This window comes from Streptomyces sp. NRRL F-2580, from assembly GCF_000720115.1.
GTDB lineage: Bacteria > Actinomycetota > Actinomycetes > Streptomycetales > Streptomycetaceae > Streptomyces.
In genome coordinates, this window is the sequence record NZ_JOIR01000003.1 from 253,835 (window position 1) to 275,137 (window position 21,303).

General features: G+C 72.4%; 21 protein-coding genes and 1 riboswitch. Of the genes, 9 read left to right on the forward strand and 12 right to left on the reverse strand.

Annotated elements, in window-relative coordinates; translation table 11 throughout:
* Positions 1–11: 11 nt before the first annotated feature.
* Entirely contained in the window at positions 12–1,427 is a 1,416-nt protein-coding gene (locus IF88_RS0104225) for a phytoene desaturase family protein (RefSeq protein ID WP_199808024.1), read from the forward strand.
* A 61-nt stretch (positions 1,428–1,488) separates the two neighbouring features.
* Here the strand turns inward: IF88_RS0104225 and IF88_RS0104230 are convergent, their stop codons facing one another.
* The 5 genes from IF88_RS0104230 to IF88_RS0104250 form a co-directional block, all read right to left on the reverse strand.
* Entirely contained in the window at positions 1,489–2,361 is an 873-nt protein-coding gene (locus IF88_RS0104230; RefSeq protein ID WP_030707379.1) for a hypothetical protein, read from the reverse strand.
* A 50-nt stretch (positions 2,362–2,411) separates the two neighbouring features.
* Positions 2,412–3,326 carry a methylenetetrahydrofolate reductase [NAD(P)H] gene (metF, locus tag IF88_RS0104235; protein ID WP_030707380.1) on the reverse strand — a complete coding sequence of 305 codons (915 nt, stop codon included), beginning with the start codon at positions 3,324–3,326 and terminating at the stop codon, positions 2,412–2,414.
* 151 nt (positions 3,327–3,477) lie between these two features.
* Complete coding sequence (thiE, locus tag IF88_RS0104240; protein ID WP_030707381.1) at positions 3,478–4,113, reverse strand: thiamine phosphate synthase; 636 nt, start codon at positions 4,111–4,113, stop codon at positions 3,478–3,480.
* A 76-nt stretch (positions 4,114–4,189) separates the two neighbouring features.
* The gene (locus tag IF88_RS0104245; RefSeq protein WP_030707382.1) at positions 4,190–4,555 is read right to left on the reverse strand and encodes an Rv2175c family DNA-binding protein; all 366 of its coding nucleotides are present in this window, start codon (positions 4,553–4,555) and stop codon (positions 4,190–4,192) included.
* A 77-nt stretch (positions 4,556–4,632) separates the two neighbouring features.
* Positions 4,633–5,871, reverse strand: a complete 1,239-nt coding sequence (locus IF88_RS0104250; protein ID WP_030707383.1) for an NAD(P)/FAD-dependent oxidoreductase — start codon at positions 5,869–5,871, stop codon at positions 4,633–4,635.
* 81 nt (positions 5,872–5,952) lie between these two features.
* Positions 5,953–6,064: riboswitch (TPP riboswitch) on the forward strand.
* Between IF88_RS0104250 and thiO the strand changes: the two genes are divergently transcribed.
* The 6 genes from thiO (at position 6,062) to IF88_RS0104280 (ending at position 11,888) form a co-directional block, all read left to right on the forward strand.
* Complete coding sequence (gene thiO, locus IF88_RS0104255; protein WP_030707385.1) at positions 6,062–7,231, forward strand: glycine oxidase ThiO; 1,170 nt, start codon at positions 6,062–6,064, stop codon at positions 7,229–7,231. Its footprint overlaps the riboswitch before it by 3 nt.
* On the forward strand, positions 7,228–7,440 hold the full coding sequence (gene thiS / locus IF88_RS0104260; RefSeq protein WP_030707386.1) for a sulfur carrier protein ThiS: 213 nt from the start codon (positions 7,228–7,230) through the stop codon (positions 7,438–7,440). The genes thiO and thiS overlap by 4 nt, the downstream gene beginning before the upstream one ends.
* 5 nt (positions 7,441–7,445) lie before the next feature.
* On the forward strand, positions 7,446–8,240 hold the full coding sequence (locus IF88_RS0104265) for a thiazole synthase (protein ID WP_030707387.1): 795 nt from the start codon (positions 7,446–7,448) through the stop codon (positions 8,238–8,240).
* A 241-nt stretch (positions 8,241–8,481) separates the two neighbouring features.
* On the forward strand, positions 8,482–10,395 hold the full coding sequence (gene pknB, locus IF88_RS0104270; RefSeq protein WP_030707388.1) for a Stk1 family PASTA domain-containing Ser/Thr kinase: 1,914 nt from the start codon (positions 8,482–8,484) through the stop codon (positions 10,393–10,395).
* A 9-nt stretch (positions 10,396–10,404) separates the two neighbouring features.
* Positions 10,405–11,262, forward strand: a complete 858-nt coding sequence (locus IF88_RS0104275; RefSeq protein WP_030707389.1) for a deoxyribonuclease IV — start codon at positions 10,405–10,407, stop codon at positions 11,260–11,262.
* 92 nt (positions 11,263–11,354) lie between these two features.
* Positions 11,355–11,888 carry a DUF4396 domain-containing protein gene (locus IF88_RS0104280; protein WP_030707391.1) on the forward strand — a complete coding sequence of 178 codons (534 nt, stop codon included), beginning with the start codon at positions 11,355–11,357 and terminating at the stop codon, positions 11,886–11,888.
* 18 nt (positions 11,889–11,906) lie between these two features.
* Here IF88_RS0104280 and IF88_RS0104285 read toward each other — a convergent pair whose 3' ends face one another.
* Positions 11,907–12,539 (reverse strand): sulfite oxidase-like oxidoreductase, encoded by a 633-nt coding sequence (locus IF88_RS0104285; RefSeq protein WP_030707393.1) that lies wholly within the window; start codon positions 12,537–12,539, stop codon positions 11,907–11,909.
* A 201-nt stretch (positions 12,540–12,740) separates the two neighbouring features.
* Between IF88_RS0104285 and bfr the strand changes: the two genes are divergently transcribed.
* Positions 12,741–13,217 (forward strand): bacterioferritin, encoded by a 477-nt coding sequence (gene bfr, locus IF88_RS0104290; protein ID WP_030707395.1) that lies wholly within the window; start codon positions 12,741–12,743, stop codon positions 13,215–13,217.
* Between the two features lie 46 nt (positions 13,218–13,263).
* On the opposite strand, the gene IF88_RS0104295 is transcribed toward bfr, so the two are convergent.
* Both IF88_RS0104295 and IF88_RS0104300 read right to left on the reverse strand, forming a co-directional pair.
* Positions 13,264–13,515, reverse strand: a complete 252-nt coding sequence (locus IF88_RS0104295) for a (2Fe-2S)-binding protein (RefSeq protein WP_030707397.1) — start codon at positions 13,513–13,515, stop codon at positions 13,264–13,266.
* Between the two features lie 161 nt (positions 13,516–13,676).
* Positions 13,677–15,032: a class II 3-deoxy-7-phosphoheptulonate synthase gene (locus tag IF88_RS0104300; RefSeq protein WP_030707400.1), complete on the reverse strand. Its 1,356-nt coding sequence runs from the start codon at positions 15,030–15,032 to the stop codon at positions 13,677–13,679.
* Between the two features lie 329 nt (positions 15,033–15,361).
* Here IF88_RS0104300 and IF88_RS0104305 point away from each other — a divergent pair, with 329 nt between their 5' ends.
* Positions 15,362–17,278 carry an anthranilate synthase family protein gene (locus tag IF88_RS0104305; RefSeq protein WP_051836430.1) on the forward strand — a complete coding sequence of 639 codons (1,917 nt, stop codon included), beginning with the start codon at positions 15,362–15,364 and terminating at the stop codon, positions 17,276–17,278.
* Positions 17,279–17,414: 136 nt separating this feature from the next.
* Here the strand turns inward: IF88_RS0104305 and IF88_RS0104310 are convergent, their stop codons facing one another.
* The 4 genes from IF88_RS0104310 to IF88_RS0104325 all read right to left on the reverse strand — a co-directional run bounded on the left by IF88_RS0104310 (position 17,415) and on the right by IF88_RS0104325 (position 21,258).
* The gene (locus tag IF88_RS0104310; protein ID WP_030707405.1) at positions 17,415–18,443 is read right to left on the reverse strand and encodes a 6-phosphofructokinase; all 1,029 of its coding nucleotides are present in this window, start codon (positions 18,441–18,443) and stop codon (positions 17,415–17,417) included.
* Positions 18,444–18,598: 155 nt separating this feature from the next.
* Positions 18,599–19,276, reverse strand: coding sequence for a response regulator (locus tag IF88_RS0104315; RefSeq protein ID WP_030707406.1), 678 nt, complete (start codon positions 19,274–19,276; stop codon positions 18,599–18,601).
* On the reverse strand, positions 19,273–20,484 hold the full coding sequence (gene macS / locus IF88_RS0104320; protein WP_030707408.1) for a MacS family sensor histidine kinase: 1,212 nt from the start codon (positions 20,482–20,484) through the stop codon (positions 19,273–19,275). The genes IF88_RS0104315 and macS overlap by 4 nt, the downstream gene beginning before the upstream one ends.
* A 33-nt stretch (positions 20,485–20,517) precedes the next feature.
* Positions 20,518–21,258, reverse strand: a complete 741-nt coding sequence (locus IF88_RS0104325) for a lysophospholipid acyltransferase family protein (protein ID WP_030707410.1) — start codon at positions 21,256–21,258, stop codon at positions 20,518–20,520.
* Between the last annotated feature and the right edge of the window lie 45 nt (positions 21,259–21,303).

Here is a 21,303-nt window from a genome sequence, read left to right on the forward strand (position 1 = left end):
GGCTCGGCCCCATGGCACGAATTGCGGTGATCGGCGCCGGGATGGGCGCGATGGCGACGGCGGCCCGGCTGGCCGTGGCGGGGCATCAGGTGGCGGTGTACGAGCGCGGGGCGACCTACGGCGGGGCCGTCGGCCGGTACGAGCGCGAGGGCTTCGCCTTCGACACCGGCCCCGGGCTGCTGCACCTGCCCGCCGTCTACCGCGACCTGTTCGTGAAGACCGGCAAGCGGTCCCTGGAGGACTGCGTCGACCTGGCCCAGGTGGACCCGGCCGTCCGGCACGTCCTGCCCCACCACGGCATCGACGTCGCCCTGCCGGGCGCCTCGCACGGCGGGGTCGCCGGCGCCCTCGACACCGCCTTCGGGCAGGGCGCGGGCGAGCGCTGGAACGCCCTGCTGGGCCGCGCCCGGGACGCCTGGGACGCCACCCGCCGCCCGCTGCTGGAGGAACCGCTGCGGGACGGGGCCCGGCAGGCGCTGTGCGAGGACCCGTACCCGGCCCTGCGCCGCGCCGGGCTGTTCCGCCGCCGCCCGCCGACCCTCGCCGAGGTGGCCGACCGGGAGCTGGGCGGCGCCCTCGGCGAGCTGCTGACCGGCGTCGTGCGCACGTACGGGATCGACCCCGCCACCGCGCCCGGTTCCGCCACCGTGCTCCCGTACATGGAGCAGACCTTCGGCAGCTGGTACGTGCGCGGCGGCATGCGCGCCCTCGCCACCGCCGTGTACGAGCGCTGCCTGGAGCGGAAGGTCGCCTTCACGTTCGGGGCGGAGGTGCGCGAGGTGCTGGTCCGCGACGGTCGCGCGGCCGGATTGCTGCTGGCCGACGGCAGTGAGGTGGCCGCCGATCACGTGGTCTGCGCGGTCGACCCCCGGCAGCTGTCCGCCCCGCCGCTGCGGCCGGCGGACGCTGCCCCGGCCCGCGGGTCGCAGGCACCCGGCCGGATCACGCTGCTGCTCGCGCTGCGCGGCGCCCGCCCCGCCACGGCCGTCCACCGCACCCTGGTGCACGCGCCGGGGGCGCAGGCCACCGTGCTGCGCCCGGACGACCCCGCCACCCGGCCCGACGCGGAGCACGAGGCGGTCACCGTGAGCGCCGTGTACGGGCCCGGGACCTCGGAGCCCGGGGAGCTGCTGGAGCTCGCGGAGAAGGCCGTCCAGGGGCTGCGGGAGCGGCTGTTGTGGCACGAGGTGCGTACGCCGGCCGATGTCGAGGCGGCGACCGGTGCGCCGGGCGGCGCGGTGCCGCCGCCCGCCCTCGCGGGGGCCGGCGGCCGGCTGCTCCGCCCGGCCAACACCACGGACGTGCCGGGGCTCTACCTGGCGGGCGGCTGGGCGCATCCCGGCGGCGGGCTGCCGCACGCCGGGATGACCGGGGCGCTGGTGGCCGGGCTGATCGTGGAGGGCGCGGAGTTCCGCGGCTCGCAGTGACCGCGCGCAGGGATGGGCGGACCGGTCCGGGGACCGGTCCGCGGACCGGTCCGCGCGGGGGTCAGTAGCGGTACTGCTCGTACTCGCCGGGCTGGGAGTACGGGTACTGCTGCTGCGGCGGCTCGGCCTGCTCGTCCGCGGGGTAGGGCTGACCGGCCCCGTCGGTGGACCGCTGCTGGGGGACCCAGACCCCGCCGGGCGGGGTGTCCGTGGAGTACTGCTGCTGCCCGTAGCCGGCGTACGCGCTGTAGTCGTACGGCTGGGGCGGGGCGACACCGCCGCCGGTGCCGATGTACGGGTCCGAGTAGGCGGCGTAGACCTGCTGCTGCCCGCCCGTCGGGTAGCCGCCGGAGTAGTCGTACCCGCCGCCCTGGTTCTGCTGGTCGTAGTACGCCGCGTACTGGTGGGCGTCCTGCTCCGCCGTGGTGAACGGCGAGGCGAAGGCCGCCGTCTGGCCTGCCTCGGGGGCCTGCGCGAAGCTCTGTATCCCGTAGGACCCGGTCTCCTCGGGCACCGGCTCCGGGCTGTAGACCTCATCTTCGGCCGCGGCCCGGTACGGGCGCTCGTCCGCCGCCCCGTCCGCGTCCTCGTAGGCGAGCGCGGTGACCTGGAGCGCCGGCTCCTGCCGCGTCGCCGGGCTTCCGGACCGGCGGCGTCTGGACTGCCGTACGGGTTCCCCGCCACGGCGCAGGGCCCAGCCGGCGACGAAGCCCTTGCGGAAGGAGAGCGTCACCAGGGTCTGGCCCACGGCGAACGCCGCCGCGCCGACCCCGATGACCAGCACCGACGGCAGCACCACTCCGGCGACCACGCCGAGGAAGCCCGCGAAGGCGAGCAGGCGCCAGCGGAGCCGGGCCTTGTACTGCATCAGGACCTCGGCAAGCAGCCACAGCGCGACGAAACCGAACGCGATGTAGAGGACCGTCATTCCCATGCATGGCCCCTCTCGGTACGGCCGCCGGCGCGGGAACGGGGGGCGGCCGCTCAGGCCCGCTGGTGCAGGCCCAGGTTCTCGTAGATTTCGAGAGTCGCCGTGGAATTGTTCAGCGTGATGAAGTGCAGCCCCGGGACACCCTCGGACAGCAGCCGCGCGCAGAACTCCGTGGCGAACTCGATGCCAATGGAGCGTACAGCGGCCTGATCGTCCTTGACGGCGAGCATGCGTTCTTTCACGTGCGCGGGGAAGACCGCGTTGCTGAGTTGGGGCAGCCGGTCGAGCTGCTTGATCGCCACAACAGGCATGACCTCGGGGATGATCGGGGTCTCGCAGCCCGCCTTCTCGACGCCGTCGCGCAGCCGCAGATAATTCTCCGGATCGAAGAACATCTGGGTGATCGCGTAGTCGGCGCCCGCGCGGCACTTGTCCACGAAGTGCCGGATGTCCGTGTCCCAGTCCGTCGAACGCGGGTGCATCTCGGGGAAGGCCGCGACGCCGACGCAGAAGTCGCCGGACTCCTTGACGAGGCGGACCAGGTCGGCGGCGTAGTGCACGCCCTCGGGGTGCGCCACCCACTCGCCCATCGGGTCGCCCGGCGGGTCTCCGCGCACGACGAGCATGTTCCGGATCCCGGCGTCGGCGAACTGCCCGATGACGTTGCGCAGCTCGGCGACCGAGTGGTCCACGGCGGTGAGGTGCGCGACGGGGGTCAGGGTGGTGTCCGCGGCGATCTCCTGGGTGGCCTTCACGGTGCCGCCGCGGGTGGAGCCGCCGGCTCCGTAGGTCACGGAGACGAAGCTGGGGGATACCGCCTCGACCCGGCGCAGGGCGTTCCAGAGGTTGCGTTCGCCCTTCTCCGTCTTCGGGGCCCAGAACTCGAAGGAGTACGAGCGCCCGGACGCGAGGAGGTCGCGGACCGTGTGTGCACGATCCGACCAGGTGGAAGCGGTACCAGAGGCCATGGGGGCAGGTTAGACGCGGCCGGCCGGTCACCGAAGCGCCGTCCGCCTTTTGGACACGTTTTTGGACACCTGGAGGGCCGGCTCTGGTCAAGCGGCGGTCCGAGGCGCTAGGGAGCGTCCTGCCCCCGCTCTCTGTCCGGGCGGACAGGACTCAGCCGAGCCGGGCCCGGACGCGCTTGGCGAGCTCGGCGGCGGCCGCACCGGGGTCGGTGGCCTCGGTGAGGGCGCGGACGACCACGACGCGGGTGGCGCCGGCGTCCAGCACCTCGTCCAGGTTCGTGCTGTCGATGCCGCCGATGGCGAACCAGGGGCGGTCCTGCTCCAGCGAGGCGGCGTACCGGACCAGCCCCAGGCCGGGGGCGTGGCGGCCGGGCTTGGTGGGCGTGGGCCAGCAGGGGCCGGTGCAGAAGTAGTCCACGCCGGGCTCGGCGACGGCCGCGTCGACCTCGTCCTCGGCATGGCAGGAACGGCCGATCAGCACTCCCTCGCCGAGGATGGCGCGGGCCGCGGGGACGGGGATGTCGCCCTGGCCGAGGTGGAGGACGTCGGAGCCGATGGCGTGGGCGACGTCGGCGCGGTCGTTCACGGCGAGGAGCTTGCCGTGGCGGCGTGCGGCCTCGGCGAACACCCGGAGGTGTTCGAGTTCCTCGCCCGCCTCCATGCCCTTGTCCCGGAGCTGGACGATGTCCACGCCTCCGGCCAGGACGGCGTCGAGGAACTCGGGGAGGTCACCCTGCCGCTTGCGGGCGTCCGTGCAGAGGTAGAGCCGGGCGTCGGACAGCTGCATGGGTGAACCCCCCGTGGTGGAGGCGGTGTACGGGCGCGGGGCCCGTACACCGCGGTGGAGCGAACTGCGGATCAGGTCAGAGGGCGAGCGCCTGAGCGCGGCGCTTCACCTCCGTGCCGCGATTCTCGCTCAGCGCCTGCACGGGCGTGCCGGGCAGGGTCGGATCCTCGGTGAAGAGCCACTCCAGGATCTCCTCGTCGGTGAAGCGGTCGTCGCGCAGCACGGTCAGCAGCCCGACCAGGCCCTTGACGACCTTGTCACCGTCGATGAAGGGGGCCGGCACCTGCAGGGCGCGGTTCTCGCCCCGGCGTACGGCGATGAGCTGCCCTTCCTTGACCATCTGGCGGACCCGGGTCACCTCGATGTCCAGCTTCTCCGCGATGTCGGGGAGGTACAGCCACGAGGGGACAAGGGCATCGATCTTTGCGTCAATCTCGGTCACGGACACAAGCCTGCCATCTCGGCTCCGCCGTCGGTACCTGGGCGGCCCGTACGGGTCGCCGCCGCGCCCCGGAGCCGTCAGGCGGTGGCCGACTTCAGGGGGGTGGCCGGGTCCGCCACCTTGGACGGGTCCAGCGGCACCGCTGCCTCGATGAGCTTGCGGCCCTGCGCCACATCGCGGGGGCGGCCCACCGCCAGGACCGCGACCAGCGCGCCGGCCCGCAGCCAGCACACCGACCAGGCCGCCCCGGCGGGGTCACCGCGCCAGAGCAGGGTGTCGGCCCCGCCGTGGTGCCCGGCGTACTGCACGAACCGCCCGAACTGCTCCGACCAGAAGTACGGCACCGGGTCGTAGACCTCACCCGCCTCCCCGGCCCCGGCCCCGACCTCGGCCAGGATGTTCGCCGCGACCGTCCGCGGCCCCTGGAGCGCGTTGTCCCAGTGGTGGACGAGCAGCCGCTTCCCGTACCGCCCGGAGGGGAAGGAGGCGCAGTCGCCGACGGCGTACACCCCGGGCAGGGAGGTGCGCAGGTACGCGTCCGCGGTGACCGAGCCGTCGGGGCCCCGTTCCACCCCGCTCCCGCCCAGCCATCCGGTGGCGGGCCGGGCGCCGATGCCCACGACGACCGCGCCGGCCGGCAGGGCGCGCCCGTCCGCGAGCAGGACGCGGCCCTCCTCGATCCCGGCCACCTTCGCGCCGGTGATCAGCTCGGCGCCGGCCTCCTCGTACCAGCGCGCCATCGGCGCGGCGACCTCGGCGGGCAGCGCCCCCGCCAGCACCCGGTCCGCCGCCTCGACCACGGTCACCGCGCAGCCCGCCTCGCGGGCCGCGGTGGCGAACTCGGCGCCGATCCAGCCCGCCCCGACGACCACCGCCCGGGGCGCGGCCGCCAGGACCGGGCGCAGCCGTGCCGCGTCGTCCAGGGTGCGCAGCAGGTGGACGCCCGGGACGCCCTCGGTGCCGGGCAGGGTCAGCGGCTCGGCGCCGGTCGCCAGCACGAGGACCTCGTACGGGACGGGGCCGGCCTCGGTGTCCAGCTCGCGGTCGGCGGCCCGCAGTCCGGTGACCTCGGTGCCGAGGCGCAGCTCGATGCCGAGCTCCTCGAAGTCCACGTCGAAGGCGGAGTCCTCGGCCTTGCCGAGCAGGACCGCCTTGGACAGCGGGGGGCGGTCGTAGGGCTGGTGGGGTTCGGCTCCCAGCAGGGTCAGGGGGCCGTCGAAGCCCTGCTCGCGCAGGGCGACCGCGGTCTGCACCCCGGCCATTCCGGCGCCGACGATCACGACGCCGCGCTGATTGTGTTCCGTCTGCTCGCTCACCCGGCCACCCTAGTCATCTGACGCTCCGTCAGGAATAGGTGCCGCCTTACCGGCCGTCCGCGGCCGGGTTAGTCTGGCCACCGTACCTATCGCGGGAGTCCGGCGCACCGGGCTGAGAGGGAGGCTGGCCGGCCTCCGACCGTACGAACCTGATCCGGGTCATGCCGGCGAAGGGAGGGGCTGGACGCCCATGCACTCATCTCTGAAGGGATCCGACGTCCTCGTCATCGGGGGCGGGATCATCGGCCTGGTCACCGCCTGGCGGGCCGCGGCGCGCGGACTGCGCACCGTACTCGCCGACCCGGCACCCGGCGGCGGCGCCGCCCAGGTCGCGGCCGGCATGCTCGCCCCCGTCACCGAGCTGCACTACGGCGAGGAAGCCCTGCTGGGCCTCGGCCTCGCCTCCGCCGCGCGCTATCCCGAGTTCGCCGCCGAGCTCGCCGACGCGAGCGGCGGCATCGACATCGGCTTCCGCACCTGCGGCACCCTCGCCGTCGCCCTCGACGCCGACGACCGGCTCCACCTGCGGGAACTGCACGCGCTGCAGCGCCGCTGCGGCCTGGAGTCCGAGTGGCTCACCGGCCGCGAATGCCGCCGCCTGGAACCCATGCTCGCCCCGGGCGTACGCGGCGGCCTGCGCGTGGACGGCGACCACCAGGTCGACCCGCGCCGCCTCGCGGCCGCCCTGCTGGCCGCCTGCGAGCGGGCCGGCGTGATCATCCACCGGGCGGCGGTGGAACGGCTGCTGGTCACCGCCGACCGGGCGGCCGGGGCCGCGCTCGACGACGGTACGGAGCTGCGCGCCGGCCAGGTGGTGCTGGCGGCGGGCTCGCTCAGCGGCCGGCTGGCGGGCGTACCGGCGGAGGTGGTGCCTCCCGTACGGCCGGTCAAGGGACAGGTCCTGCGGCTGGCGGTGCCCCCGGCCTACGCGCCGTTCCTCTCCCGGACCGTCCGGGCGGTCGTCCGCGGCAGCCACGTCTACCTGGTGCCGCGCGAGAACGGCGAACTCGTCGTCGGCGCCACCAGCGAGGAACTCGGCTGGGACACCACGGTCACCGCGGGCGGGGTCTACGAACTCCTGCGCGACGCCCACGAACTGGTCCCCGGCATCACCGAACTCCCCCTCACCGAGACCCGGGCGGGGCTGCGCCCCGGCTCGCCCGACAACGCCCCGCTGCTCGGCCCGACCGACCTGCCGGGCCTGCACCTGGCCACCGGGCACTACCGCAACGGGGTGCTGCTGACCCCGCTCACCGGTGAGGTGCTCGTCGAGCTGCTGGCCACCGGTGAACTTCCGGAGATCGCGCGCCCCTTCAGCCCCCGCCGGTTCTCCGCCGCACGTCAGGAGTCGTACGCATGAGCCTGCCCGTATCCGTCTCCGTCAACGGCGAGCCGCGCGAGGTCGCGGCCGGCACCACGCTCGACACGGTGGTCGCCACCCTGACCGCGGCCCCCGCCGGCGTCGCCGCGGCCCTCAACGAGACCGTGGTCCCGCGCGGGCAGTGGCCGGCCACCCCGGTGGGCGACGGCGACCGGGTCGAAATCCTCACCGCGGTCCAGGGGGGCTGAGCCACATGGCTGACGACCTCTTCACCCTGGGCGGCCGGACCTTCTCCTCCCGCCTGATCATGGGCACGGGCGGGGCCCCGAGCCTGGACGTGCTGGAACGCTCCCTGGTCGCGTCCGGCACCGAACTCACCACGGTCGCGATGCGGCGCCTCGACCCCACGGTCCAGGGCTCCGTCCTCTCCGTCCTGACCAAGCTCGGCATCGCGGTCCTGCCCAACACGGCGGGCTGCTTCACGGCGGGCGAGGCCGTGCTCACGGCCCGGCTGGCCCGGGAGGCACTGGGCACGGACTGGATCAAGCTGGAGGTGGTCGCGGATGAGCGGACCCTCCTGCCGGACGGCGTCGAGCTGCTGGACGCCGCCGAGATCCTGGTGGACGAGGGTTTCACGGTCCTCCCGTACACGAACGACGACCCGGTGCTCGCGCGGAAGCTGGAGGACGTGGGCTGCGCGGCGATCATGCCGCTCGGGTCCCCCATCGGTTCGGGGATGGGCATCCGCAACCCGCACAACTTCGAGCTGATCACGGAACGGGCGTCGGTACCGGTCATCCTGGACGCGGGCGCGGGCACGGCGTCGGACGCCGCCCTCGCGATGGAGCTGGGCTGCGCGGCGGTGATGCTGGCCTCCGCGGTGACGCGGGCGCAGGAGCCGGTCCTGATGGCGTCCGCCATGCGGGACGCCGTCTCGGCGGGGCGGCTCGCGTATCGCGCGGGGCGCATTCCGCAGCGCCGCTTCGCCGAAGCCTCCTCTCCTGCGGAGGGCCGCGCAGTCCTGGACCCCGAACGCCCGGCGTTCTGACCGCGGGTCCGCTCCTGGGGCTCCGCCCCAGACCCCCAACGGCGCTCCGCGCCCGCGCCTCAAACGCCGGCGGGGCTGAAATGCCCAGCCTCGCCGCACCATCCAGCCCCTCCGGCGTTTGCGGAGCGGGGTTCGAAGCGGAGCCCCGGGAGCGTGGCCGCGGGCGGCCCGGACGTCACAGCTGCGCTGCAAGGAGGACCACCCAGGCGGGGGAGGCGCGAGGCCCCAATAGAATCGCGGCGTGGATACGACCCTGGATGACCCCCTCGTCGGGCGCGTGCTCGACGGCCGCTACCGCATCGACGCCCGCATCGCGGCCGGCGGCATGGCCACGGTCTACCGGGCCGTCGACACCCGCCTCGACCGCGTGCTCGCCCTGAAGGTGATGCATCCGGCCCTCGCCGCCGACGCCGCCTTCGTCGACCGCTTCATCCGCGAGGCGAAGTCCGTGGCCCGGCTCGCGCACCCCAACGTGGTCGCCGTCTTCGACCAGGGCACGGACGGGCCGTACGTCTACCTCGCCATGGAGTACGTCTCCGGCTGCACCCTGCGCGACGTGCTCCGCGAGCGCGGCGCGCTCCAGCCGCGGGCCGCGCTCGACATCCTCGAACCCGTGCTCGCCGCGCTCGGCGCCGCCCACCGGGCCGGCTTCGTCCACCGCGACATGAAGCCCGAGAACGTCCTGATCGGCGACGACGGCCGGGTGAAGGTCGCGGACTTCGGGCTGGTCCGGTCCGTGGACTCGGTCACGAACACCACCGGATCCGTCCTCGGCACCGTCTCCTACCTCGCCCCCGAACAGATCGAGAGCGGCGTCGCCGACACCCGCGTGGACGTCTACGCCTGCGGTGTCGTCCTCTACGAGATGCTCACCGGCGCCAAGCCCCACCTCGGCGACAGCGCCGCGCAGGTCCTCTACCAGCACCTCAACGAGGACGTCCCGCCGCCCTCCGCCGCGGTCCCGGGGCTCCCCGTCGGGCTCGACGAGCTCGTCGCGGAGGCCACCGCGCGCAATCCCGAGCTGCGCCCCTACGACGCCGCCGCGCTGCTCGGCCTCACCCGTGAGGCCCGCGGCCGGCTCAGCGACGCCGAGCTGGACGCCGTACCGCCGCAGGCGCGCGCCGAGGTGCGGTCCTCCGCCGAGGACCGCACGGGTGTGATCCCGCGCCCGGTGGCCGCGCAGCCCGTGAACCTCACCTCCCGGCTGGAGACCCTGCCCCCGCCGCCCGCCGCGCCCGCTCCGCACCGGCAGGCTCCCGCCGGGCGGCCCCGCCGCGGCGTGTTCCTCGTCATCGCCGGGGTGCTGCTGGCCCTGGGGGTGGGCACCGGCGTCTGGTACATCAACTCCGGCCAGTTCACCAAGGTCCCGAACCTCCTCGGCAAGACCGAGGCGCAGGCCCGCTCCCAGCTGTCCGCGGCGGGGCTCGGCGTGAAGGGGGTCGACCGGAAGTTCAGCGACGCCTTCGACCGCGGGACGGTGATGAACACCGATCCCCCGGGCGGCCGCCGGATCCGCGGCAACGGCGCGGTGACCCTCACCATCTCCCGCGGCCCCGAGGTGGTGGCCGTGCCCAACCTCAAGGGCAGGCCGCTGGAGGAGGCCAAGGCCGAGCTGACGAAGGCCGGGCTGGCACCCGGCATCGTCACACAGGCCTTCAGCCAGGACGTCGCGCAGGGCACGGTGATCAGCTCCGATCCGGCGGTCGGCGACAAGCGGGCGCCCGACACGGCGGTCTCGCTCGTCGTCAGCAAGGGCCGCCCGGTGCAGGTCCCGACCGTGACCGGGCTGCCCGTCGACCAGGCGACGGCCGGCCTGCAGGCGCTGGGGCTCAAGGTGGCGACCGCCCCCGAGCAGGTCAACTCCCCCGCGGCGGCCGGTACGGTCGCGAACCAGTCGATCGGCGCCGGCAGCCAGGCCGCGGCCGGTGACACGGTCACCCTGACCGTGTCCAAGGGCCCGCGTCTGCTTCCGGTCCCGAACGTGACCGGCCAGGACGTGGACGCGGCCCGCAAGGCGTTGGAGGCCGCCGGCTTCAAGGTGAAGGTGGAGCGGCCCTTCCTCTCCTTCAGCAACACGGTGGACTCCCAGTCGGTGCTGGGCGGACTGAACGCCCCCGAGGGCTCCACCATCACCATCCGGACCAAGGGGCTGTAGGCCGCAGTGATACGCAATCCGGTCGGCGGGCACGTCCCCGTCGCGGGCGGCCTCGCCAAGGTGGGGCTGGCCTACGCCCGCGAGATGGGCGCCGAGGCCGTCCAGGTCTTCGTCGCCAATCCGCGCGGCTGGGCCACCCCGGTCGGCAATCCGGCCCAGGACGAGCTGTTCCGGGCGGAGTGCGCGGCCGAGTCGATCCCGGCGTACGTGCACGCGCCGTACCTGATCAACTTCGGCTCGCACACCGAGGCCACCGTGGAGAAGTCGGTGGAGTCGCTGCGCCACTCACTGCGCCGCGGCCGGGAGATCGGCGCGCTCGGCGTGGTCGTGCACACCGGGTCGGCGACCGGGGGCCGGCCGCGCGAGGCCGCGTACGCGCAGGTCAGGGAGCACATGCTGGCGCTGCTGGACGAGCTGACGCACGAGGACGACCCCTTCCTGCTGCTGGAGTCCACGGCGGGGCAGGGCTCCTCGCTGTGCTCGCGCACCTGGGACTTCGGCCCGTACTTCGAGGCGCTCGACCACCACCCGAAGCTGGGGATCTGCCTGGACACCTGTCACATCTTCGCGGCCGGTCACGACCTGGCGGAGCCGGGCGGGACGAAGGCGACGCTCGACCTGCTGGTGGACACCGTGGGCGAGGGCCGGCTGAAGCTGGTCCACGCGAACGACTCCAAGGAGGGCGTGGGCGCCCACAAGGACCGGCACGCCAACATCGGGCAGGGCCACATCGGCCGGGAGGCCTTCGCCGAGCTGTTCACGCACCCCGCGATGGAGGGCGTACCGCTGATCACCGAGACCCCGGGCGGCAAGGAAGGGCATGCGGCGGACGTGGCGCTGCTGAAGGAGCTGCGCGGCCCGCAGTGATCCGGTGATCCCTTGAGGAATACCCCAGGGGGGTATACGGTTCTGTCACATCGACAGCACCGCTACTCGGCATTTCCCACCAAGGGGTCGTCATGGAGCAGGCACACGCGGACCACGAACATCACGAGCACCACCAGCACCACGGCGGGCATGGCGGGCACGGTCACGACACCGGCCCCCACGCGGGCAAGGCCAGCTGGGCCATGGCCGCCCGGGCCACGCTCCACTGCCTCACCGGATGTGCCATCGGCGAGGTGCTGGGCATGATCATCGGCACGGCCCTCGGGTGGGGGAACGTGCCCACCATGATCCTGGCGATCGTTCTGGCGTTCTTCTTCGGCTACGCCCTCACCCTGCGCGGGATCCTCTCCGCCGGCGTCGACCTCCGCACGGCCGTCCGGGTGGCCTTGGCCGCCGACACCCTTTCGATCGCCGTCATGGAGCTGATCGACAACGGAGTGATCGCCCTGTGGCCCGGCGCGATGGACGCGCACCTCTCGGAGCCGCTGTTCTGGACGGTGCTCGCGCTCTCGCTCGCCGTCGCCTTCGTGGTCACGGTCCCCGTCAACAAGTGGATGATCGGCCGCGGCAAGGGCCACGCGGTCGTCCACCAGTACCACCACTGAGGGCGCAGGCCCCGCGGCCTACACCTCGGGACCGTCCCCCGGCTCTTCCTGGTACGAGTAGCGCTGCTCGCGCCAGGGGTCGCCTATGTTGTGGTAACCGCGCTCCTCCCAGAAGCCACGACGGTCGGCCGTCATGTACTCGACGCCGCGGACCCACTTGGGGCCCTTCCAGGCGTACAGGTGCGGAACCACGAGCCGCACGGGGAAACCGTGCTCGGCGGTGAGCAGTTCACCGCCCTGGTGGGTGGCGAAGACGGTTCGCTCGGAAGCGAAGTCGGCCAGCCGCATGTTGGAGCTGAAGCCGTACTCGGCCCACACCATCACATGCGTGACCTGCGGCGCGGGCGGCGCCAGGGCCAGGATCTCGCGGGCGAGCACACCGCCCCATTCGGCGCCCTGCATGCTGAACTTGGTGACGCAGTGCAGGTCAGCCACGACGGAGTCGAACGGCAGGGCCGTGAACTCCTCGTGGTTCCAGCAGTGCTTGTCCCCGCCGGCCGTCGCGCCGAAGACCCGGAATTCCCAGCGGTCCGGCTTGAACTTGGGGACGGGCCCGTAGTGGGTGACCGGCCAGCCCCGCTGCAGCCGCTGCCCCGGTGGAAGCTCCAGCGGCTCTGCTCCCGGAGATTCCCGGCTTTCCGGCTGACCCATGACTCCATGGTGACAGACTGGGCAGGGTGGTCATGACCAGGTCTGGACCGATTCGGGCAAGTCGTGCCAACTCCCACTAAGGAGGCACTTACTGGACGGCCCCCGACGGCAGTGCAAGGATGCGCGCAGATCCCCCAGTGAGCACTGGGAGGTACCCCAGCCCCGTCACGTGACTGACATTGCCTGGAAGGAGCCTCTGCGATGCAGGGCGACCCCGAGGTCCTCGAGTTTCTGAACGAGCAGCTGACCGGCGAGCTGACGGCCATCAATCAGTACTGGCTGCACTACCGCATCCAGGACAACAAGGGCTGGACCAAACTCGCCAAGTACACGCGTGAAGAATCCATCGACGAGATGAAGCACGCGGACAAGATCACCGAGCGCATCCTGATGCTCGACGGTCTGCCGAACTACCAGCGGCTCTTCCACGTGCGCGTCGGACAGACGATCACGGAGATGTTCCAGGCCGACCGCCAGGTCGAGGTCGAGGCCATCGACCGGCTCAAGCGCGGTATCGAGGTCATGCGCGGCAAGGGCGACATCACCTCGGCCCGCCTCTTCGAGGAGATCCTGGAGGACGAGGAGCACCACATCGACTACCTCGACACCCAGCTGGAGCTCATCGAGTCCCTGGGCGAGCCGCTCTACATCGCCCAGCTGATCGAGCAGCCGAGCTGACAGCCGGCCATCGGTCGTCGGGCGTCCCAGGGGCCGGCCCGGCCGATCAGGCCGCTTCGGCCAGTGCGGGCGAACGCTCCGTCCCGGCGGCGAGCACGGCCGCCGCGTCACCCCTCTCCAGCAGCTCCCGGCGCGGGCAGGCGCCGCGGCCGAGGATGCCCTGGATGGTGCGCACACAGGAGCCGCAGTCGGTTCCGGCCTTGGTGGCCGAGGCGATCTGGCGCGGGGTGCAGGCCCCGGCTGCCGCGTGGTCCTTGACCTGCTTGTCGGTGATCCCGAAGCAAGAGCAGACGTACACGCGGTCCTCCCTGGGCGGAATGGTTCGAAGCCATCCCCTATTCGGTGAGGCTTACCTAACCGTACCTAAAGTTAGGGTGACCTAAAAGCCCTGGATACGACTGTGGGGCGCGGATCACATCGATCCGCGCCCCACAGTCGTACGAACGTACTGCGTGATCCCTACTGGTCGCGGTACATCTCGGCGACGAGGAATGCCAGGTCCAGGGACTGGCTGCGGTTGAGCCGCGGGTCGCAGGCCGTCTCGTAGCGCTGGTGCAGGTCGTCGACGAAGATCTCGTCGCCGCCGCCCACGCACTCGGTGACGTCGTCACCGGTGAGCTCTACGTGGATGCCGCCCGGGTGGGTGCCCAGGGCCTTGTGGACCTCGAAGAAGCCCTTGACCTCGTCGAGCACGTCGTCGAAACGGCGCGTCTTGTGGCCGGAGGCCGCCTCGAAGGTGTTGCCGTGCATCGGGTCGGTGACCCAGGCGACGACCGCGCCGGAGGCGGTGACCTTCTCGACCAGCTCGGGCAGCTTGTCGCGGACCTTGTCGGCGCCCATGCGGACGACGAAGGTCAGCCGGCCCGGCTCGCGCGCGGGGTCCAGGCGGTCGATGTACGTCAGCGCCTCGTCCACCGTGGTGGTCGGGCCGAGCTTGATGCCGATCGGGTTGGCGATCTGCGAGCAGAACTCGATGTGCGCGTGGTCCAGCTGGCGAGTGCGCTCACCGATCCAGACCATGTGGCCGGAGGTGTCGTACAGCTTGCCGGTACGCGAGTCGGTACGGGTCAGCGCGCCCTCGTAGTCGAGCAGCAGCGCCTCGTGGGAGGCGTAGAACTCGACGGCCTTGAACTCGGCCGGGTCGGTGCCGCACGCCTTCATGAAGTTCAGCGCGTTGTCGATCTCCCGCGCCAGCTGCTCGTACCGCTGACCGGACGGGGAGGACTTCACGAAGTCCTGGTTCCAGGCGTGCACCTGGCGCAGGTCGGCGTAACCACCGGTGGTGAAGGCACGCACCAGGTTGAGCGTGGAGGCGGAGGCGTTGTACATGCGCTTCAGCCGCTCGGGGTCCGGGATCCGGGCCTCTTCGGTGAAGGCGAAGCCGTTGACGGAGTCGCCGCGGTAGGTCGGCAGGGTGACACCGTCGCGGGTCTCGGTGTCCTTGGAGCGCGGCTTGGAGTACTGGCCCGCGATGCGGCCGACCTTGACGACCGGCACGGAGGCCGCGTACGTCAGTACGGCACTCATCTGGAGCAGCGTCTTCAGCTTGGCGCGGATGTGTTCGGCGGACACGCCGTCGAAGGCCTCGGCACAGTCGCCGCCCTGGAGGAGGAACGCCTCGCCCTTGGCGACGGCTCCCAGACGGGCACGCAGCTGGTCGCATTCACCCGCGAAAACGAGCGGAGGATACGACTCGAGGTCCGCGACGACAGCGCGCAGAGCCTCGGCATCGGGGTACGAAGGCTGCTGCGCCGCGGGAAGGTCTCGCCAGGTCGCCTTGACGGCGGGGGCTTGGGTTTCAGCGTTCACGGTCACCTCGTACACATTACGGCGTCATACGTCTCATCCCGCCCTCCGCCCACAACGTGAGACGCCCTGCTCGAAGGCAGGGGGACCCCAACGGAACGGAATCCATGGTTCAGCCCACGCCGTGAGACGGCTCCGGCGCCGGAGGGCCGCACTGGGCTAGGGTGCCTCCCATGTACGCGCACTCGAACCAGAACTGGTGGTGGCCCGCTCCCGGCGGCCCACCTCTCGCGCGTACCTGAAGACGACACGCGACGACGCGAAGGCCGCCCCGAGGGGCGGCCTTCCGTGTTCTCCGACGCGGGCGCCGCTCCTCCCACCGGAAGGACGCCCCGCCCATGGACCCCAGGCCCCTGAACCGACCGAGCCGACCCGGCCGGCTGAGCCGCCTGCTCGACGACTCCTGCCCGCCCTTCGCCCTGCTGCGCCGGCGGACCCCCGGCCGCGACCACGACACCGTCGAGGTGCTGATCGGCGCGGTCCACGAGGCCGAACACCTCGCCGACCTGCCCGTACGGGAGCTGCCCACCCTCGCCCTCGTGCCCTTCCGGCAGATCCGGGAGCGCGGGTTCGACGTACGCGACGACGGCACGCCGCTGAGCGTGCTGGTCGCCGAGGAGGCCTACGAGATCCCGCTCGCCGAGGCGCTGGCCGCGCTGCCCGCGCACGAGGTACGGGTCGAGGACGGTGGCTTCGACGTCCCCGACGCGCAGTACGCGGCCACGGTCGAGCGGGTCATCGAGGACGAGATCGGCCGCGGGGCGGGCGCGAACTTCGTCATCCGGCGCACCTACGAGGGCCGCATCGACGGCTTCGGCCGCGCCGACGCGCTCGCCCTGTTCCGGCGGCTGCTGCTGGGCGAGCGCGGCGCGTACTGGACCTACGTCGTCCACACCGGCGAGCGGACGCTGGTCGGGGCCAGCCCCGAGGTGCACGTGCGGATGTCCGGGGGCACGGTCGTGATGAACCCGATCAGCGGCACCTACCGGTATCCGGCCGCCGGACCCACCGTGGACTCCCTCCTCGCCTTCCTCGGCGACCGCAAGGAGACCGAGGAGCTGTCTATGGTCGTCGACGAGGAACTCAAGATGATGTGCACCGTCGGCGACCGCGGCGGGGTCGTGGTCGGACCGCGGCTGAAGGAGATGTCCCACCTCGCGCACACCGAGTACGAGCTGCGCGGGCGCTCCTCGCTGGACGTGCGGGAAGTACTGCGCGAGACGATGTTCGCGGCGACGGTCACCGGCTCGCCGGTGCAGAACGCCTGCCGCGTGATCGAGCGGTACGAGAGCGGGGGCCGCGGCTACTACGCGGGGGCCCTGGCGCTGCTCGGGCAGGACGCGGCCGGAGCGCAGACCCTGGACTCCCCCATCCTGATCCGCACCGCCGACATCGCCCCGGACGGCGTGCTGCGGGTGCCGGTCGGTGCCACGCTCGTACGGCACTCCGATCCGGCGGGCGAGGTCGCGGAGACGCACGCGAAGGCGGCGGGGGTGCTGGCGGCCCTCGGGGTGCGGCCGGCCGCGACCCGGCCGGCCTTCGACGGCGCGCGGCTGGCGGACGACCCGCGGGTGCGGGCGGCCCTGGCGGCCCGGCGGTCGGACCTGGCCCCCTTCTGGCTGCGCATGCAGGAGCGGCCGTCCTCCCTGACCGGCCACGCGCTGGTGGTGGACGGCGAGGACACCTTCACGGCGATGCTGGCACACGTCCTGCGGGTGGCCGGGCTTGAGGTGACCGTACGCCGCTACGACGATCCGGGGCTGCGGGCGGCGGCCCTGTCCTGGCCGGGCCCGATCGTCCTCGGCCCCGGTCCGGGCAACCCGGCGGACGCCTCGGACCCCAAAATGCGGATGCTGCGCGCGCTGGCCGCGGAACTGCTGGCCGGGCACCGCCGCGGGCTGGTCGGGATCTGCCTGGGGCACGAGCTGCTGGCGGCCGAGCTGGGGCTGCCGCTGATCCGCAAGGCGGAGCCGGCGCAGGGGGCGCAGACCCGGATCGACCTGTTCGGGGCGCAGGAGGTGGTGGGCTTCTACAACACGTACACCGCGCACTGCGACGAGCCGCGGGCCGCGCGGCTCGCCGTGGACGGGGTGGAGGTGTCCCGCGACCCGGCGACCGGGGAGGTGCACGCGGTCCGCTCCGTCGGGGGCGGCTTCGCAGGGGTCCAGTTCCACCCGGAGTCCGTCCTCACCCTCCGCGGCGCGGACCTGCTGCGCGAGCTCCTGACCGGCGTGATGACCCCCGCCCCGGCATAGCCGCCGGGCCGCCGCTGCGCGGGTCTCCCGGGGCTCCGCCCCAGACCCTCCCCCGGACTCCGTCCGGGACCCCCGCCTCAAACGCCGGCGGGGCTGGATCCTTCAGCCCGTCCGGCGTTTGAGGGCGCCCGGCGGCTCAGCCGAAGAAGACCCCCACCTCCTTGTAGAGCGCGGGGTCCACCGTCTTCAGCCGCGCCGTCGCCTCCGCGATCGGCACCCGGACGATGTCCGTCCCCTTGAGCGCGACCATCTTGCCGAAGTCCCCGTCGTGCACCGCGTCGATCGCGTGCAGCCCGAACCGGGTCGCCAGCCACCGGTCGAAGGCGCTGGGCGTGCCGCCCCGCTGGATGTGCCCGAGGACGGTCGTACGGGCCTCCTTGCCGGTCCGCGCCTCGATCTCCTTGGCCAGCCACTCGCCCACGCCCGACAGCCGGACGTGCCCGAAGGAGTCCTTGGTGGCGTCCTTCAGCACCAGGTCCCCGTCCTTGGGCATGGCGCCCTCGGCGACCACGACGATCGGGGCGTAGCTCGCCTTGAAGCGGGAGGTCACCCAGGCGCACACCTCGTCCATGTCGAAGCGCTGCTCCGGGATGAGGATGACGTTGGCGCCGCCCGCGAGCCCCGAGTGCAGGGCGATCCAGCCGGCGTGCCGGCCCATGACCTCGACGACCAGCACCCGCATGTGCGACTCGGCAGTGGTGTGCAGCCGGTCGATCGCCTCGGTCGCGATGCCGACGGCGGTGTCGAAGCCGAAGGTGTAGTCCGTGGCGGACAGGTCGTTGTCGATGGTCTTGGGCACGCCGACGCAGGGGATGCCGTAGTCCTCGTACAGCTTGGCGGCGACCCCGAGGGTGTCCTCGCCGCCGATCGCGACGAGGGCGTCGACCTCGTACTTGGCGAGGTTGTCCTTGATGTCGCGCACCCCGTTCTCCGTCTTGAACGGATTGGTGCGCGAGGAGCCGAGGATGGTGCCGCCGCGGGGCAGGATGCCGCGGACGGCGGGGATGTCGAGCGGGACGGTCCTCCCCTCGACCGCGCCCCGCCAGCCGTCCTTGAACCCGACGAACGCGCAGCCGTACTCCTGGGTGCCCTTGCGGACGACGGCCCTGATCACCGCGTTGAGCCCGGGGCAGTCTCCGCCACCGGTCAGCACTCCGACCTTCATTGCATCTCCCTTCGCCATGACGGTCACGCTAGTGGTGACGCAGGTCACAGCAAGGGTCCTGAAGGGGTCAATTCCGGTGGAATCGCGGGGCGTTGCGTACGCCCGTTCACTCGTACGAGGGCGAAAGTACGATCGACGCCCGGTGACCGGGGTGCCTACGCGTCGTCGAGGCCCCGCTCTATGGCGTACCGGACCAGCTCCACCCGGTTGTGCAACTGCAGCTTGCCCAAGGTGTTCTGGACGTGGTTCTGCACGGTGCGGTGGGAGATGACCAGCCGCTCCGCGATCTGCTTGTACGAGAGCCCCTTGGCCACCAGGCGCAGCACCTCGGTCTCGCGGTCGGTCAGTTGTGGCACCTTCGGCTCGTCGGATGCGGTCGGCACCGGGTCGGTGGCGAGGCGCCGGTACTCGCCGAGCACCAGACCGGCCAGGCCCGGGGTGAAGACCGGATCGCCGGCCGCGGTGCGGCGGACCGCGTCGATCAGCTCCTGGGCACCGGCGGACTTCAGCAGGTAGCCGGTGGCGCCGGACTTCACCGCCTCCAGGACGTCCGCGTGCTCACCGCTGGCGGACAGCACCAGGACGCGCAGCGCCGGGTGGGCGCCGACCAGTTCCTTGCAGACCTGCACGCCCGGCATGCCGGGCAGGTTGAGGTCGAGGACCAGGACGTCGGGGGTGACGGCGCGGGCCCGGCGTACCGCCTCGGGGCCGTCGCCGGCGGTCGCCACGACGTCGAAGCCGGCGGCGGCCAGGTCGCGGGCGACCGCGTCCCGCCACATCGGGTGGTCGTCGACGACCATCACCCTGATCTCGTGCGGTTCCTTCGTGCTCATTGGGTCCTCCCCCTCGGTACCTTCAGTTCCACTTCGGTGCCCTGTCCGGGGACGGACACCAGATCGGCGCTGCCGCCGAGGTCGCGCAGTCGGCCGCGGATGGACAGGGCCACTCCCATCCGGCCCTCGCCCTCCGCCTGGTCGAGCCGGCCCGCCGGGATGCCCGGGCCGTCGTCGCGGACGGTCACGATCACCTCGTCGCCCCAGTCCTCGACCAGGATCCAGGCCCTGGCCCCCTCGCCCGCGTGCTTGCGCACGTTGTCGAGGGCGGCGCCGACCGCCGCGGCCAGCTCCTTCGCGGCGGGCACCGGCAGCGGGACCGGGGTGCCCGGCTCGGCGAAGCTCACCCGGGACCCGGCGTGCGGGGCGAGGAGCGTGCGCAGGTCCAGCTCGCCGTCGTCGGCGCCCGGCTCGTCCACCTCGTACGTGTCCACCAGCGCGCCGCGCGACTCGTCGGAGGAGACCCGGGAGGGGTGCGCCAAACCGGTGCTGACCAGCGTGCGCAGCGCCACCTCCTGCTCTCCCGCCATCCGGCCCAGCTCGGCGGCCTCGCCGCCCACCTCGGCGCCGCGCCGCTGGACCATGGCGAGGACCTGGAGGACCCCGTCGTGGATGTCGCGGGCGAGGCGTTCGCGCTCGCGGGTGACCGCCTCGATCTCCAGGGCGCGGGCGAGGGTGTTCTCACTGGCCCGGGCGACCTCGACGACGTAGCCGATGGCCACGGAGGAGACCCAGACGAGCAGCACGTTGTGCAGGGCGTCCCGGGTGGGCTGGCCGCCGTGGATGAGGATGGTGGCCGCGGCCACGAAGGTGGACGCGAAGCAGGCCCAGCGCCAGCCGCCCTTGATGGCGAATCCGAGGACCGCGCCCCCGGTCCAGATCGTGGGCAGGGTGGGACCGCCCCCGGTGATCCGCTCGTGGGTGTCGGCGAGCGGGGTCAGTCCGATCCCGACGATGGCGACGGTGAGGTCGGCGACGAGGAAGCCCTTGGTGCAGCTGGCGGCGTTGGCCACCTTCGAGGTGGTGGCCAGGGTCCAGACGGCGAGGAAGGCGAGGTAGCCGGCCGCGATCCAGGGGTGCGGGTACCGCTTGTAGGCGGATGCGAACAGCAGCACCGCGTAGACCATCGTCAGCAGCCGGTACGCCGTCAGGGCACGCCAAAGCGGCTGCTCGACCGACATGCGTACGACGCGTTCGCGTTTCGCCATCTCCCCCACCCCCTGCGGGCGGTACCGCCCGACCTACTCCGGCTTGCCGTCGGCCTTCTCGGCCTTGCCGGTCCTCTCCGCCCGCTCGGCCTTCTCGGCCTTTTCCGCATCGGCGATCTGGCGCTTGGCCGCCGTCGCGTAGATGTCGACGTACTCCTGGCCGGAGAGCTTCATGATCTCGTACATGACCTCGTCGGTCACCGAGCGCAGGATGAAGCGGTCGCCGTCCATGCCCTGGTAGCGGCTGAAGTCCAGGGGCTTGCCGATCCGGATGCCCGGGCGCATCAGCTTGGGCACCACCTTGCCGGGCGGCTGGATCTTCTCGGTGTCGATCATCGCCACGGGGATCACGGGTGCGCCGGTGGCCAGCGCCACCCGCGCCAGCCCGCCGGGCTTGCCGCGGTACAGGCGTCCGTCGGGTGAACGCGTGCCCTCGGGGTAAATACCGAACAGCTCCCCCCGCTCGATGACCTCGATGCCGCTCTTGATCGCGGCCTCGCCGGCCCCGCGCGCACCGGAGCGGTCCACCGGGAGCTGGCCGACGCCCTTGAAGAAGGCGGCCGTCAGCCTGCCCTTGACGCCCGGGGAGGTGAAGTACTCCGCCTTCGCGATGAAGGTGACCTTCCGGTCCAGCACGGCCGGAAGGAAGAAGGAGTCGGAGAAGGACAGGTGGTTGCTCGCGAGGATCGCCGGCCCCTCCGCGGGAATGTTCTCGAGGCCCTCCACCCACGGCCTGAAAGCAAGCTTCAGTGAACCGCCGATGGAGAACTTCATTGCGCCGTAGATCAACTCGAAAGCCTTCCTGTGTCTGTCGAACAG

Bases quoted from the DNA above. Each gene is read 5' to 3' on its own strand.
- IF88_RS0104310 (WP_030707405.1), bottom strand. From the start codon at position 18,443: ATGAAGGTCGGAGTGCTGACCGGTGGCGGAGACTGCCCCGGGCTCAAC.
- IF88_RS0104225 (WP_199808024.1), top strand. From the start codon at position 12: ATGGCACGAATTGCGGTGATCGGCGCCGGGATGGGCGCGATGGCGACG.
- metF (WP_030707380.1), bottom strand. From the start codon at position 3,326: ATGGCCTCTGGTACCGCTTCCACCTGGTCGGATCGTGCACACACGGTC.
- IF88_RS0104265 (WP_030707387.1), top strand. From the start codon at position 7,446: ATGGCTGACGACCTCTTCACCCTGGGCGGCCGGACCTTCTCCTCCCGC.
- IF88_RS0104230 (WP_030707379.1), bottom strand. From the start codon at position 2,361: ATGGGAATGACGGTCCTCTACATCGCGTTCGGTTTCGTCGCGCTGTGG.
- thiS (WP_030707386.1), top strand. From the start codon at position 7,228: ATGAGCCTGCCCGTATCCGTCTCCGTCAACGGCGAGCCGCGCGAGGTC.
- thiO (WP_030707385.1), top strand. From the start codon at position 6,062: ATGCACTCATCTCTGAAGGGATCCGACGTCCTCGTCATCGGGGGCGGG.
- IF88_RS0104280 (WP_030707391.1), top strand. From the start codon at position 11,355: ATGGAGCAGGCACACGCGGACCACGAACATCACGAGCACCACCAGCAC.
- macS (WP_030707408.1), bottom strand. From the start codon at position 20,484: ATGGCGAAACGCGAACGCGTCGTACGCATGTCGGTCGAGCAGCCGCTT.
- IF88_RS0104315 (WP_030707406.1), bottom strand. From the start codon at position 19,276: ATGAGCACGAAGGAACCGCACGAGATCAGGGTGATGGTCGTCGACGAC.
- bfr (WP_030707395.1), top strand. From the start codon at position 12,741: ATGCAGGGCGACCCCGAGGTCCTCGAGTTTCTGAACGAGCAGCTGACC.
- IF88_RS0104305 (WP_051836430.1), top strand. From the start codon at position 15,362: ATGGACCCCAGGCCCCTGAACCGACCGAGCCGACCCGGCCGGCTGAGC.
- IF88_RS0104325 (WP_030707410.1), bottom strand. From the start codon at position 21,258: ATGAAGTTCTCCATCGGCGGTTCACTGAAGCTTGCTTTCAGGCCGTGG.
- thiE (WP_030707381.1), bottom strand. From the start codon at position 4,113: ATGCAGCTGTCCGACGCCCGGCTCTACCTCTGCACGGACGCCCGCAAG.
- IF88_RS0104285 (WP_030707393.1), bottom strand. From the start codon at position 12,539: ATGGGTCAGCCGGAAAGCCGGGAATCTCCGGGAGCAGAGCCGCTGGAG.